Origin of the sequence: Gracilimonas sp. (assembly GCF_017641085.1) — a bacterium.
Taxonomy (GTDB): domain Bacteria; phylum Bacteroidota; class Rhodothermia; order Balneolales; family Balneolaceae; genus Gracilimonas.
The window spans coordinates 973,211-987,025 of sequence record NZ_JAEPPI010000001.1 but is presented as its reverse complement, the minus strand read 5'-3'; the positions used below and the strand labels follow the sequence as shown (position 1 = coordinate 987,025).

At 43.3% G+C, this 13,815-nt stretch carries 12 protein-coding genes; 2 read left to right on the top strand and 10 right to left on the bottom strand.

Features of this window, described 5'->3' with window-relative positions; translation table 11 throughout:
- Positions 1-125: 125 nt before the first annotated feature.
- The 9 genes from JJ941_RS04235 to JJ941_RS04195 form a co-directional block, all read right to left on the bottom strand.
- Entirely contained in the window at positions 126-749 is a 624-nt protein-coding gene (locus tag JJ941_RS04235) for a response regulator transcription factor (RefSeq protein ID WP_290962426.1), read from the bottom strand.
- A 189-nt stretch (positions 750-938) separates the two neighbouring features.
- Entirely contained in the window at positions 939-2,807 is a 1,869-nt protein-coding gene (locus JJ941_RS04230; RefSeq protein ID WP_290962425.1) for a histidine kinase, read from the bottom strand.
- A gap of 237 nt (positions 2,808-3,044) precedes the next feature.
- The gene (locus JJ941_RS04225; protein WP_290962424.1) at positions 3,045-4,361 is read right to left on the bottom strand and encodes an amidohydrolase family protein; all 1,317 of its coding nucleotides are present in this window, start codon (positions 4,359-4,361) and stop codon (positions 3,045-3,047) included.
- A 15-nt stretch (positions 4,362-4,376) separates the two neighbouring features.
- Complete coding sequence (locus JJ941_RS04220) at positions 4,377-5,753, bottom strand: amidohydrolase family protein (protein WP_290962423.1); 1,377 nt, start codon at positions 5,751-5,753, stop codon at positions 4,377-4,379.
- Between the two features lie 2 nt (positions 5,754-5,755).
- Positions 5,756-7,120: an amidohydrolase family protein gene (locus JJ941_RS04215; RefSeq protein WP_290962422.1), complete on the bottom strand. Its 1,365-nt coding sequence runs from the start codon at positions 7,118-7,120 to the stop codon at positions 5,756-5,758.
- A gap of 98 nt (positions 7,121-7,218) precedes the next feature.
- The gene (locus JJ941_RS04210; protein WP_290962421.1) at positions 7,219-7,752 is read right to left on the bottom strand and encodes a hypothetical protein; all 534 of its coding nucleotides are present in this window, start codon (positions 7,750-7,752) and stop codon (positions 7,219-7,221) included.
- Positions 7,753-9,300 (bottom strand): trypsin-like peptidase domain-containing protein, encoded by a 1,548-nt coding sequence (locus JJ941_RS04205; protein ID WP_290962420.1) that lies wholly within the window; start codon positions 9,298-9,300, stop codon positions 7,753-7,755.
- A gap of 8 nt (positions 9,301-9,308) precedes the next feature.
- Complete coding sequence (gene recO, locus JJ941_RS04200; RefSeq protein ID WP_255135484.1) at positions 9,309-10,037, bottom strand: DNA repair protein RecO; 729 nt, start codon at positions 10,035-10,037, stop codon at positions 9,309-9,311.
- Between the two features lie 50 nt (positions 10,038-10,087).
- Positions 10,088-10,579 carry a hypothetical protein gene (locus tag JJ941_RS04195; RefSeq protein WP_290962419.1) on the bottom strand — a complete coding sequence of 164 codons (492 nt, stop codon included), beginning with the start codon at positions 10,577-10,579 and terminating at the stop codon, positions 10,088-10,090.
- 169 nt (positions 10,580-10,748) lie between these two features.
- Here JJ941_RS04195 and JJ941_RS04190 point away from each other — a divergent pair, with 169 nt between their 5' ends.
- Together JJ941_RS04190 and JJ941_RS04185 are read left to right on the top strand one after the other, a co-directional pair.
- Entirely contained in the window at positions 10,749-11,381 is a 633-nt protein-coding gene (locus JJ941_RS04190; RefSeq protein WP_290962418.1) for a SatD family protein, read from the top strand.
- Positions 11,382-11,383: 2 nt separating this feature from the next.
- Positions 11,384-12,103: a DUF3307 domain-containing protein gene (locus JJ941_RS04185; RefSeq protein ID WP_290962417.1), complete on the top strand. Its 720-nt coding sequence runs from the start codon at positions 11,384-11,386 to the stop codon at positions 12,101-12,103.
- On the opposite strand, the gene JJ941_RS04180 is transcribed toward JJ941_RS04185, so the two are convergent.
- On the bottom strand, positions 12,100-13,731 hold the full coding sequence (locus JJ941_RS04180; protein ID WP_290962416.1) for an acyl-CoA carboxylase subunit beta: 1,632 nt from the start codon (positions 13,729-13,731) through the stop codon (positions 12,100-12,102). The genes JJ941_RS04185 and JJ941_RS04180 overlap by 4 nt on opposite strands.
- Positions 13,732-13,815 lie beyond the last annotated feature (84 nt).

The window sequence follows — 13,815 nt, the reverse complement described above, 5'->3', positions numbered from 1 at the left end:
CCGAAAAACCCAAACCAGTTTTAACTCTGATACGACACTATGATCGATATTTTTTCTTCATCAAACACTACATACTTATGCAGTATTCGAGTTATTAGGTTTTTTTAATAAACCTAAGATTTGCTTCAAATAAGTTTATCACGAAGAGCTTTCGCAACGGCTTCGCTTTTATTGCTCACTTCCAGCTTATTGTAAATATTACGGATGTGATAGCGCACTCCATCAACAGAGAGGTAAACCTCTTTGGATATGCCTTTATAGGAACAGCCCTCAGCAAGTAAGGTGAGAATTTGAGTCTCGGTATCTGAGAGTTCAATATCAACGTCTCCCGAAGCCTGAAAAGAATTGATGACCTTTCGAGCAATATTCGGACTCATGGGAGATCCACCATTTTGTGCAATATGAACGGCCTCAATTAATTCATCAGGGGATATTTTCTTGGATAAGTAGCCGATCGCCCCATTTTTGAGTGCTTTAAATATACGTTCGTCATCATCGTGAATGGTAACCATCAGCACAGAAAGTTCCGGAAATTTGTTCCTGATGATCTTCACTCCTTCTGTGCCATGAATCCCCGGCAACTGAATATCAAGTAGAACAACGTTGGCTTTTGCAAGCTGTGCACCTTCAAAGGCATCTTCACAACTTTCATACTCAGCTATTACACACAAGTCTTGCTCAAAGTCGAGGATGGTTTTCCACCCTTCCCTCATATACTTGTTGTCTTCGATTATTACAATGTTGATCATGTGCCGGATTTTTAATGCTATATAGCCATTAAATCAGAAAAAGTAACTACCTGATCAGGCAGTTCTATGGTACTATCAGGATAAACTGAACGTAAAGGTCCATTTCGTGCCCTCTCCGGGAGCTGATTTAAGATCGGCTGAACCCTGTATTTGTTCAGCCCTATACCGGATGTTATCTATTCCATTGCCTTATTTCAGACTTTCCTGATCAAAACCGGAGCCATCATCAGAAATACTAAGAAACACATGATCCCCTTTCTCTCTTAAGCAGATTTCAACCTTTGTGGCTTGGGCATGCTTACTCAGGTTAGTAATACACTCTTTATAAATGAGCCACAAATTCTGACGAAATTGAAGTTCTACGGGGAAACTGAAATCATCATCCATATCAAAGCTATACTCAATGTCGTTGCTATCCAGCACATCAGCGGCAAAGCGCTTGCACTTTTTCAGAAATACCGACCAGTCATCTTTGGATGGATCGATCGCCCAAATGATGTCATTAATTTTTTCCTTGGCCTCAACAGCACTTTTGGTGATGATATTGAGAAACCTTTCGGAGTCTCCCCGATCTTTATTGACCCGATGTGCCGCTTCGCTGAAAAAACTGATACTGCTCAATGTCCCACTCAAATCATCATGTAAATCACGCGCAATCTGATTCCTTGTCTTCTCTTCCTTCAGTAGATAGTACAACCGGTATCGATAGAAAATATAGCCGGTAATCAATATCAACCCGACGATAATCAGCATATTTCTAAGCCTGATGTTTTCTATCTCCAGGTTGGCGTCCATTAGCTGAGCTTCTTTATTCTGCAGCTGATAACGTACAGAAAGCATGGCATCGTTACGCTCTTTCCTCCTGTCGTTAACTTCTTTTTCATGCTTTCGTTGAAGCCGCTCATTCACAAGGGCATTATTCAGATCACCCATTTCCTCATAGGCTTCGGCTTTCAGGGCATAAACATTCCTCATCATTTGGAAGAGATTATGGGTGTTTGCCAATTCAATGGCCCGGTCTGAATATTCCAGGCTTTTTTCATAATCCCCTTTGGCAAAATGTAATCTTGAAAGAAACTCATGCTTTACAATGTCCTCATTGGGTCTGGAAAAAGCAGTTGGCGGAGCAGTGTTTATGATATTTCCCACAGAATCCGCTTTTGTAACCATTCCTTGCTCTAAATAAAGCTCACCGAGACGGTATAAATGCCCGTTCCCAATATTAGGTATCCGATACCGGGAACTGATTGCTGTAGCTTCTTCCATTAGTTGTGTGGCACGGTCAATATCGTTCTTTTGTTTGTACATCGTGCTTAAATTGGAACGAACTATAGCTTTTATAGGCGGTGGCAGGTTTTCGTACTCCAGGCATGGACTTAAGGTAGAAATGGCCTTGTCCGTATTTTCAAGCTCCATAAAGCTGTTTGCCAGCTTAGAAAGGATATTGCATCGGTTTGGGGGACTGTCTTCATATTCCAAAAAATTTTCAAACATCTCTATCGCCAAATCATGTGCCCCAACGGTAACATATAAGTTCCCGAGATTTCCATAGAAAAATTGTACGGGATACTCAATTTGATCCTCAAGTTCACTCCGATAAGTAATGGCATCCAGATATAACGACTCCGCTTCCAGGTACTGATCTTTTCGGGCGTATTGCATAGCCTGAAGGTTTTCCATCATCAGGTAAGAATCGTGTTCCTTCAGTTCCCGCAGGATGCCGGACGCTTTGGATGCATAGAAAATAGCTGAATCAGCATTCATCAGCCTGTAGGCATTTGCATTCAGAAATGATATAAATGCTTCCTTCTTTTCTCCTTCAACACCTTCGAGCCCATTAATTTCGTCTGCAATGACCAGCAATGAGTCCGGAGCATTCCGGAAATACCGGTTACTCATTTCAATATAGGTTCTCAGTTTATCATCCTGAGATTCCAGCTGCTCTATTTCCTTTTTAATTTCATGCAGGCTGATGGATGGTGTACGCTGTTGAGCAAATATCAAAACCGGCAGTAAAAAAAGTACAGCTGCGAAAAAACTACTAACCTTCAATTTCATACTCAATGCCTGCTTCCATTTCAGAATTAATCTGATAACCAATAATCTCCGGATTGGATGTCAATCCGCGTTCATCAGACTTAATGTGGTAAAAAAACACCCTTAGAATTTTTAAACAGCAGAAAATAACAAAATCAACCTTATAAAAAAGTACCTTCATAAGTGACTATGATATAAAAAAGCCCGTCCCAAATTTTGGAACGGGCATAAGGAGACTATAACGAAAGCTTAAAAAGCTTACTTATTCACAGCATCACGATTCAAAAATTCATCATAAAGCTGAGTGTGGCGGCTTGTCATAGGGATTTTATACCCTTTTATAAATACTTGCTCAATATTGGTCATAGGCTCCAGCGGGTCGCCATCAGAGATGAACAAGTTCGCTTGTTTACCTGCTTCCAATGATCCGAGTACATCATCCACGCCAAAAATCTCCGCCGGGTTAATAGTTAAAGCTTTGATCGCTTCTTCTTTGCCCAAGCCATATGCAGCGGCATATCCGGCTTCGAATGGCGCGTTCCGGGAGTTTTCTGTGTCATCAGAAACGATAGCTACCTTCACTCCTGCTGCAGCCATCAAACCGGGGTTTTGATAGGGCCGCTGATAGTTATCGTAGTCACGGGCCGGAGTGTAAAGAGTGGTTGTTAAAACCGGGATGCCGGCTTCAGCAATTTCATCCGCTATCCGCCAGCCTTCTTCAACGCCCGCAAAAACAAAGTTCATGTTCTCATGAGACTTCGTCCATTCTATGGCATCAAGTATCTCCTGCTCGCGATTTACGGGAATCACAACCGGAACATCTCCTGAAAGCACCTCTTGCATGGCATGCATACGCGGATCAAAGTCAGGCTTTGTTTTGCCAGAGGGATTTGCATTGTAAGCTTCCATCATTTCATGATAGAATTTAGCTTTGTCAATGAACTCATTGATCTCTTTGATGTTCTGCTCATATTGTTTCCTGATCTCTTTTTCTGACCGGTCATCCCACCAGCCTCCGCCTTGCGAAGATGGAAGGTTGAGAATCAGTGCACCGCTTTTCTTTACGGCCATTGAATCCGGAGAATATCCCCACAAATCCATAACCGCTCCTTTACCGGCAATACTTCCCGAACTTGGGTGGGTCATCACCGTTGTGACTCCGCTCACTCTGGTTACAGGAACGGAAGCACTATGCGGGTTGAAGGCTGTAAATGCATACATATGGGGGTTGAAACGCCCTAATTCACGGTTATCTACGGTTACCGCAACAGCAGAAACCTCAACCAATCCTAAAGCTGACCAGCCGTCAATGAACCCTGGGTAAACGTGTTTACCGGAGGCATCAATACGCTGGTAATCATTGGTTACTTTCACATTTTGACCTACCTGGACAATCTTTTCTCCGTCAATCAAAATGACTCCACCTTCAATGGTTCCATTAGTTACGGTATGAATGGTGGCTCCTGTAATGGCGAATTTACCAAATTCAGGTTTTTCGGTGATTTGTGCTTCCGCTGTGGCATTCAATCCAAACAGCAGAGCAACTGTAAAAACAAAAATATTTAGTTTCTTCATGATTCTGTCTCCTGTTTAGTTTTGAAATAGAATGAATGCATCCTGCAGGCAGGAATCATCTTTTCGTCTTGATATGATTTCGCGGTGGTTAGCACCGTCCTCAAAATCCGTTCCCGGATTTATTTGGATACGCATGTCGTCAGGATCATTTTCAAGATCGAAGTACTTTTTACCGTCCACGAAAGTCATTACCGCCTTGCTGTAAATGCTGAAAGGGTGTCCATCCCAGATTACAACATCACCGTGCTTCCCTTCTTCGATACTTCCCACACGATCATCAATACCCAGTTGAATAGCCGGATGCAAGGTGATCATTTTCAGGGCATCGTTTACGGATGTATTTCCATATCGGACTACCTTTGCTGCTTCATGATTCAGCGTTCGGAGCAACTGATCGTTATCACTATTGATTGAATTAATCACTCCATTGGCATTCAAAATAGAAGCGTTGTAAGCAGTAGAATAATACACTTCAAACTTATACGCCCACCAGTCAGAGAATACCGAAGTGTGTGCTCCGTTTTTTGCCAGTTCAGGTGCTACCTTGAACGCCTCGTTGGCATGCTGGAAGGTATAATTCTTAACCCCATAATCATTGAAAACACGCATCAGCATGAGAATCTCATCAGAGCGGTACGAATGGCAATGAACCAGAATCTCCCCTTCGATGATATCATTTAACACTTCGTACCGAAGGTTTTTTGCTACCGGCACTGGAGGAGTTCCACGACCTCTTCGGTCGTATTGTTCTTTTGCCTTCAGGTAAGCCTCTCGTTTACGTTTGTAGTCGATCGCTTCATCGAAGTGGCCTCTGATAACCTGCTCAACCCCCATTCGGGTTCGGGGCTGAATGCCATTGCCCTGTCCGTGGACACGAGTTGGGTTTTCACCCAAAGCAAACTTGATGGTTCTTGGAGCATCTTCAAACTTCATGCCTTCCTGTGAAGCACCGTAGCGAAGTTTAAGCGTTTCGCCCTGACCTCCTATTACATTTGCAGAGCCGTGCATCAGGTGAATGGAAGTAGCACCGCCGGCTAATGCGTGATAGATTCCCACTTCATTAGGATCTACCGATTCTTCCATGGTGACTTCTGCAGTAACCGGATTTCGGCCTTCATTGATGTCAACTCCATTCAGGTGAGAATGGGCATCGATAATACCCGGCATCAGATATTTTCCGGACGCATCAATAGTTTCAACGCCTCGGGGGGCACGCAGGTCTTTTCCTATTTCGCGAATAATACCGTCACGAATGAGCACATCCGTATCCTCGAGATCTCCGGCAGTAATCGTGATAACCGTTGCATTCTGTATCAGCACCGAGCCTTTTTCCTGAGCTTCAGCTGAGATACAGAAACCAAGGAGCACAAAAAGTGTAATTAGTTTCTTCATCTTTACTCTCCGTTAAATTCGTGAATAGTGCCATTCGAAATGCTGTGCAGCACTTTAACTTTATCTTCCGACATGGCTTTATCAAAAACAGTGAAGCTGGCATTCTTTCCTTTAGCCAAACTTCCCAATGTGTTGTTTAAACCAAGGATGGAAGCTGTATTCATTGTCATGAGTTTGACAACATCAGCCTCAGAAAGTCCGCCTTCATCCATTAAAATCTCTATGTTTTTTGAAAGGTCTTTCAACTCAAGCCCGGCTGAAGCATATCCTACAGATACACCGGCATCCATCAGCTTCCTGATGTTCGTGACTTCAGCTTTCCATGCAGCCAGTCGCTTATCACGATACTGCTGTTCCTCTTCCGAAATCTCTTCTTCTTTCTCTTCAGATTCATCGGAGTCTTCCTTTTCATCCTCCGATTTTTCTTCGGCTTTCTTCATCTTGGAGTACCACTCCTGGGCTTCAGTAAAATCGATACTTGCCAGTACAGGAATATTTCTCCGCTTCAGTTCAGCTGACTTTGCATAGGCTTCCTTACCGGAAACAATGACGGCTTTAAACCCAAATTCATCCTGTAATTTGAATAGCCGTTCCATATGCTCTTTGGAATCCACCTCGAAATAAAGCGGTGTTGCTTTATTTACCAGTGGAAATAAAGCTTCCAGTACTTTATCACGGTTTGGAGCCGGCATTTCAGGATTCTGAGAGTAGTACTTGATGTGCTGCTGCAGAGCCGTGGCTTCAAACATAAGCTGCCTGAACTGAGCCATCACTCCCATCATCGTAGATGGATAGGCTCCGTTGCCCCATCCACCGGGAGCTTCATCAAAGGAACCGGCAAGAGCCGTGCTTTCCTTCAATAAACTTACCTTATCTGATTCAGGTGCAAGGTAAAAAGCTTCTACCTGCCCGGGCAGCATATAGCCGTTCGGATAAAGGGCTGCTGTGGTAAAACCGGCTTTCATACCTGCTTCAAAAGCTTTGTCTTCTTTTAATAAGAGACTTGGCTTCCTTTCGGGTTGAATTCCGGCACGGTCATAGGGAGGGTCGCCGGGATTATCAAGCTCTTCAAGATTTCGAGGCAAATCAGGACTTCCCCAAATAGAAAATCCATCGATAAAGCCCGGATATACATGGAGACTGTCTCCTCCATCTATCTCAAAAGCATCGAAAGGAATGTTAACGTTGGTACCAACAGCTTCTATAACTCCATTTCGCCATACAATAGTGGCAGACTCGGTTACAGAACCATCAGCATTATGAATAGTAATATTTTTTAGCGCGTGTGCGGGTGTAGTCTGGGCAAAAGTTGCCTGCATACTCGTACCCAAGAACAACAACGCCAATAATAGAATGTGTTTTCTCATAGCACCTGTACTGATTATGGTTTTAGGTGCCGAAATAACTGAATTAATTAGGTATTAAAAAAGGCGGGCCGATCTAAATTTTGTAAATAATAAACCTCTTAATTCATCTCATCAGCATAAGCGGCAGAAGAGCTGAATAATTGCCAGTAGTCTGGTTTTCCGGAAAAAGCTGATTTCAATAGTTGATCAAAATCCGATTTGGTAATCGAAACTTTGGCATACCCTCTGTAGTAGCCTTCATCCGAACGGGAGGCCCCATTCGAAAGACTTGCTGTTTCCTGAACCTGATTGTGAGCGTTACGCAAGGTGAGTATAAAGTCAGAATTCGTTACGGTTGAATTACCTTCCTCCTCCAATGCGGTTCGCACTTCTTCCATTTTATAGGCTATGGCACTTTCAAGATTTGTTCGGGCCTGGAGTTCTGCGTTTGCAATGGCTACTACAGAATCGGCTGAGATAGCAGTGGCAAAACCATGAAAAGATGTAGAATAAGCGTCAAAGGCTGCAGTGCTGTACCAGGCCGGGTACATAGCCGGTGATGATGTAGAAGCAGCTTTTTCTGAGGAAGAACAGGCTGTAGAGCCAATTAAAAGAGCAGATATGAATACTGAAACCTTAAAAAAATGAGCCATTTAATTTCTTTTTAACTCGATGAAACCGCGGGCATCTTCTTCGTTTAAGATCTCCAGCGTCACCGATCCTTTTTCATTTAAATATCGGCGCATAAGTTCTTCTAAACTGGAGAGATCTTCAACCTTTTCTTCTTCTATTTTTATAATCTGTTGATCTTGCCGAAGTCCCCTGTTCCAGGCCTCTGAATATTTGTAAACCTGATCAATGATTAAATCAAATTTCTGAACATCTTCGGCTTTAGCAAGGGCCATCACCCGGAATCCTAAATCAAACTCCTGGTACATTACCCCCTCGTTATTACCCTCCGGAATCTCAGGGGGATCAATCGGAATTTCGCTGGCCGATATTTCGGGAATGGGATCGGGCTCCAGTAACTTCAGCGTTACGTCTTTTTCCATTTCTCTTCCATCCCTAAGAATGTTCAGAGTTACCACTTCTCCCGGGCTCATTACAGCAACCTGTTGCTGAAGTTGATTGGCTTCATAAACTTCTTTCCCATTTACGCTGAGTACCACATCGCCCGGAATAATACCGGCTTGGGATGCTGCCCCTTCTTCTGATGTTCCCAGTATTTCAACTCCTCTTACGGTTTCCATTCCTTTTTCTATAGCTCGGTCATAATCCACACCAGCGATAGATACTCCCAATAGCGCGCGACGAACCTGCCCATATTCAATCAGGTCTTTGGCTACTTTAATCGCCAGGTTGCTGGGTACCGCAAATCCATATCCCTGATAGGCGCCGGTTTGAGAAGCTATCGCCGTATTGATACCAATCAGCTGTCCGCTGGTATTGACCAACGCCCCGCCACTGTTTCCTTTATTAATGGCGGCATCCGTTTGAATAAAACTTTCGATTCTCATTCGGTCATCAATAATCTGCACATCCCGGCTGAGGGCACTTACAATACCGGCCGTTACCGTAGATCTTAACCTGAATGGATTTCCAATCGCCAACACCCATTCCCCCACATCCAGCGTCTCTGAATCTCCGATTGTTACCTTGGGTAAATTCTCACCATTAATTTTGATAACCGCTAAATCCGTACTCGAATCAATGCCTACTACTTTTGCGGGGTATTCTCTTTTGTCATTTAATACTACCCTAAGCCCTTTCTCTACCGCCCCTTCAATAACGTGATAGTTGGTGAGTATATATCCATCGGTGGTAATCAATACACCCGAGCCCACTGTCCGGGCCCGGCGGGGCATCAACCGATCCCAAATGCTCTCACCATCATTTTCTTCCCCATCAAATTCGTGGTTTTCGTCTTGAGGTACGGCTTCGTCAATGGGAACAATAGCTTCTATATAAACAACTGTTGGCGTGACTTCTTCTGCAATTTTTTTGAAGAGGAACCTGGCATCGGCACCCTCCAGCTCTTCATCAGTGATGAAAGGTTCGTTGCCTTGGGTGATTTCAGTAGTCCGAACTTCTGCCAGAGGAGCTAATTCTTCGTTGATGGTGTATAACGCGATAAGCGTACCAGCCGTAATCCCGATCATTATCAGTAAAATGGCAGTGAGTATTAAATCTTTACGTTTCATAGTGTCACCTATAGCATCTGTTCAAAAATGGAATCCGATCTTCGTTCCTGATATCCTTCAATGTGGTATTTAAAATAAACATCTAAATGGTGAACAAGTTGCCTGAGCTCTCCATTCTCTAAACCTACTTTAAAAATATTCTTACTTTTTGTGGACATTCCTAAAATTAAAAACCGCGTTTGGGCTGCTGTAAGTTTATAAGACAATTCATCTTCCGACTGTTCCGAAATTTTTCCGCTCGACACATTCAAGTAAGCCTGATCAGGAATCTCGGTCAATCCACTGATTAAACCAATTCCTGAAATTTCTGCCAAACGGAGCTGAACGTACGCAAATACGGAAGGATAAGTTTCCTTGGAATCACCCAGCCATTCAATAAAATTTCTACTGAATTCAAATACTGGTTTGTTAACCTCATTATCGTGAACTAATTGTGATACAATTTCCAGGGTGGAGTATAAAATGGCCGCTTTCTCAAAGTCTTTGCGAAACCGATCGGTTGAATACTGAACCGAAGCTTCGGTAAGAGTTTGTACGCCCCGGTTCGGTTTGTAATAGTAAACCACATCCAGAACAGCGCCAATTTCGAGAATGCCTGCCAGTTTACTTTTTGGCTTCTTCGCTCCTTTAGCTATCAGGGCAATCTTGCCGTGCTCTGCAGAAAGTACCGTAAGAATCTTGCTCGACTCCTGGTAATCGATAACCCGTAAAATAATGACCTGGGTATGTGATATCATGAGTTTTAACTTTTCGCTATGCTAACATATATAATGAATCACTAATCATTTCAGTGGTCTATAAATTCCACTTTGAATTTGAAATAAATATCTAGTTTTTCTTCCAGCTCCTGGAAAATCTCATACACTTCATCTAACTCTTCCCTGTCTGACTTAACCAACCTGATATATCCATTTTCTGTCATGATATCGAAGGTAAACCACTCCTTATTCTCCATACCCTTGCTGAAGAGGGCTTTCCCGGTTTCATGATTGGAGAGTAAAAATTCTTCCACTTCCCCAAAACTTATAGTTCGCAACCTGAACCTGAAATAACTGAAAAATTTATAATACTTGGTGATGGTGTACTCATCGGTGTTAAACTCAAACTCATACCGTGAGAAAATTTTCTGGAGTACGGCCACCGCAAAAATCAGGAAGAACAGAGCAAACACAAAGCCTAATAAAAAGCTGGAAAAGAATAGCAGAAAGTCGATTAATGTAAAGCTGGCTTCTACACCCAGAAAAATCAGGTTATACTCTTTGGTTAACTCGTAGTTCAAAAAATGGTTTGTTGAGTTGAATTCTGTCTCTTTGATAATATCATCTGCCTGACCTGATTGCAACAGTGGCCTTGCTGTTAGTTAGCAAGTCTATTTTAACTTAATTAGGTTATATTTGCTATTTATAACTTAATTAAGTAATGTTTATCGAATTAATTCTTGGAATGATATGATCGCAGTGCTAACGGGAGATATTGTCTATTCGACTTCAGCTGACAGCTCAGAAACCTGGCTTCCTGATCTGAAAGAGATTTTTGCGCGTATAGAAGATCGTTTTGAATTAACAGGAAATGGTGCGGAAATGCATCGTGGAGACGGATTCCAGCTTGGACTCCATGATCCCCGGCAGGCACTAAGAGTTGCCTTTATTATAAGAGCCGGACTTATTAAATCAACCAAAACCGGTCTCAAAATGGATACCCGCATTGCCATTGGTATCGGAGAATATGCTTATCTGGAGAATAGTGTAAATGAATCGTTCGGAGATGCTTTTACCCGTTCCGGTCACGCCCTCGATGAAATGAAAAATACGGATGACCGGCTTGCTTTATCGTCCGACAGTGCTGACTTTGACAGCGAAATGTACGTAAGCCTTACCTTTGCGGATATGTTCATCAAAAACTGGTCGCAGGCTGATGCTGAAATTGCATGGTACATCTGGATGGAGGATTTGACTCAATCTGAGATTGCCAAAGAGCTGAATATTTCACAGCCGGCTGTATCAAAACGAAAAAAAAGAGCTCATATTGATGAGTTTGAACTATTGTTGAACCGGTTTGAAACCAAAACCAAATACATGTGATAATGGATGATTTATTTTTGATGCTGGTTCTAGCTCATCTGCTCGGAGATTTCCTTCTTCAACCCTCCCGCTGGATAGAAGAGCGACGGCAAAAGAAATGGAAGGCAGGTCCTCTGTACCTTCACGGCTTTGTTCATATAGCCCTCGCCTTTGGCGCTTTATGGATGGCCGGGTTTTCGGTTTTCTGGTACCTGGCTTTTTTGATTGGGGGTACACACATTCTGATTGATCCCATCAAAGCGTTTGCTAAAAAGAAGCGGTTATCTTTTTTCCTTGATCAGTTGATCCACTTATTGGTTATTGCACTTACCACTCTCGTCATTAGTAATTTTAACTTTCCTGAGATATCCCTGGGTTCGGTAGAATGGAAGGTGATCGTGGCTTTCGTATTTGTAACAAAGCCTGCTTCTATACTTATTACTCAACTTTTGCCTGATGACTGGGGACCACAGCCCCGATCAAAAGAAATAAAACCTTCGCAAGATGACAATGGACTGGAAAATGCCGGTGAGTATATCGGCATCCTGGAGCGCTTGTTGATTTTGGGCTTTATACTTACCAACAACTGGAGCGGCATCGGGTTTTTGCTGGCAGCTAAATCGGTTTTCAGATTCAGCGACCTTCAAAAGGCCGAGCAGAGAAAACAAACCGAATATATTATGATTGGAACTCTGCTCAGCTTTAGTTTGGCTATAGTGGCCGGTTGGTGGGCTACTTTTTAGGTTTGCATGACCCCTGTTTTGAACTCCTCAATCTCAGGGTTCAGATTGGCGCATTCTATCGCTTTAGAAATTCGGTCGCGCGTATCAAGTGGATTTATAATGCCATCTACCCATAGTCGTGAGGCTGCATAGCGGACATCTGTTTGCGTATCATAACGGTCGCTGATTTCTTTCATAATCCGCTCCTGTTCTTCCTCACTCACCTCTTTTCCTTTCTTCTTCATCGCTGCAACCTGTATCTGCATCAGGGTTTTTGAGGCCGACGCTCCGCTCATCACAGCAATCTTGGCCGTTGGCCAGGCGTACATAAAGCGGGGATCATAAGCGCGGCCGCACATGGCATAATTTCCGGCTCCGTAACTGTTGCCTACCACAATGGTTATTTTAGGAACCGTACTGTTGCTCATTGCATTTACCATTTTGGCACCGTCTTTGATAATGCCGCCATGCTCACTTCGTTTCCCAATCATAAACCCGGTAACATCCTGCAAAAAAATCAGAGGGATCTTCTTTTGATTACAGTTCATTATAAACCGCGCGGCTTTATCAGCACTGTCCGAGTAGATAACACCACCGATCTGCATCTCTCCTTTCTTGGTTCGCTTAACGGTTCGCTGATTGGCAACAATACCAACACTCCAGCCATCCACCCTCGCAAAGCCGGTGATAAGCGTTTGCCCATATCCTTTTTTGAATTCAGTGAAGCTATCCTCATCCACAATGCAGTCTAAAACATCATTCATATCATACGGACTGGTTCTGGATTCCGGGATAATATCGAACACATCGCTGACCGGACGTTTGGGGTCTTTACTCTCTTTTCGGTTGAAGCCGGCGGTTTCAAAAGGACCAAATTTATCTACCAAATCCCGGATGGTCGATAAGCATTCTTCATCGTCTTCCATCTTGTAATCGGTTACTCCCGAAATTTCGGTGTGCGTGGTAGCACCTCCCAGCGTTTCATTATCCACATCTTCCCCGATGGCTGCTTTTACCAGATAACTTCCGGCCAAAAACACACTTCCGGTACCATCTACAATCAAGGCTTCATCGCTCATAATAGGCAGGTAAGCTCCACCGGCCACACAACTTCCCATGATAGCCGCAATTTGCGGAATCCCTTTTGCGGATATGATGGCATTGTTTCTGAACATTCGCCCGAAGTGATCTTTATCAGGAAATATTTGATCCTGCATAGGCAGGTAAACCCCGGCAGAGTCAACCAGATAGATCAACGGAATATGATTTTCGATGGCAATTTCCTGAGCTCTCAGGTTCTTCTTGGCCGTGATCGGAAACCAGGCACCGGCTTTAACAGTAGCATCATTGGCTACAATCATGCACTTTCTTCCGCTTACCATCCCGATTCCGGTTACCACCCCACCTGAGGGACATCCGCCTTGCTCTTCATACATTTCGTATCCGGCCCAAAGCCCAAGTTCATAAAAGCGGGAATCCTCATCAGTGAGCTTTTCAATCCGCTCACGTGCGGTCAGTTTTCCTTTACCATGCTCTTTATCGATTCGTTTTTGTCCGCCACCTAGCTTTATCTCGTCTTCAATTTCTCCAAATTCTTCGATGATTTTATGTAACCAATGTTTGGTAGCGCTTCCAGATTCACTGCTCATATTCTGTTATCTTTTTTGTTTGTATAATGTTGATTCGAATGCTGCGTTGAAAATAGGGATTATATTTAATGTGTAAACCCCGAT

Coding starts and splice junctions, on each gene's coding strand:
- JJ941_RS04235 (WP_290962426.1), bottom strand. CDS start 749: ATGATCAACATTGTAATAATCGAAGACAACAAGTATATGAGGGAAGGG.
- JJ941_RS04230 (WP_290962425.1), bottom strand. CDS start 2,807: ATGAAATTGAAGGTTAGTAGTTTTTTCGCAGCTGTACTTTTTTTACTG.
- JJ941_RS04225 (WP_290962424.1), bottom strand. CDS start 4,361: ATGAAGAAACTAAATATTTTTGTTTTTACAGTTGCTCTGCTGTTTGGA.
- JJ941_RS04220 (WP_290962423.1), bottom strand. CDS start 5,753: ATGAAGAAACTAATTACACTTTTTGTGCTCCTTGGTTTCTGTATCTCA.
- JJ941_RS04215 (WP_290962422.1), bottom strand. CDS start 7,120: ATGAGAAAACACATTCTATTATTGGCGTTGTTGTTCTTGGGTACGAGT.
- JJ941_RS04210 (WP_290962421.1), bottom strand. CDS start 7,752: ATGGCTCATTTTTTTAAGGTTTCAGTATTCATATCTGCTCTTTTAATT.
- JJ941_RS04205 (WP_290962420.1), bottom strand. CDS start 9,300: ATGAAACGTAAAGATTTAATACTCACTGCCATTTTACTGATAATGATC.
- recO (WP_255135484.1), bottom strand. CDS start 10,037: ATGATATCACATACCCAGGTCATTATTTTACGGGTTATCGATTACCAG.
- JJ941_RS04190 (WP_290962418.1), top strand. CDS start 10,749: ATGATCGCAGTGCTAACGGGAGATATTGTCTATTCGACTTCAGCTGAC.
- JJ941_RS04185 (WP_290962417.1), top strand. CDS start 11,384: ATGGATGATTTATTTTTGATGCTGGTTCTAGCTCATCTGCTCGGAGAT.
- JJ941_RS04180 (WP_290962416.1), bottom strand. CDS start 13,731: ATGAGCAGTGAATCTGGAAGCGCTACCAAACATTGGTTACATAAAATC.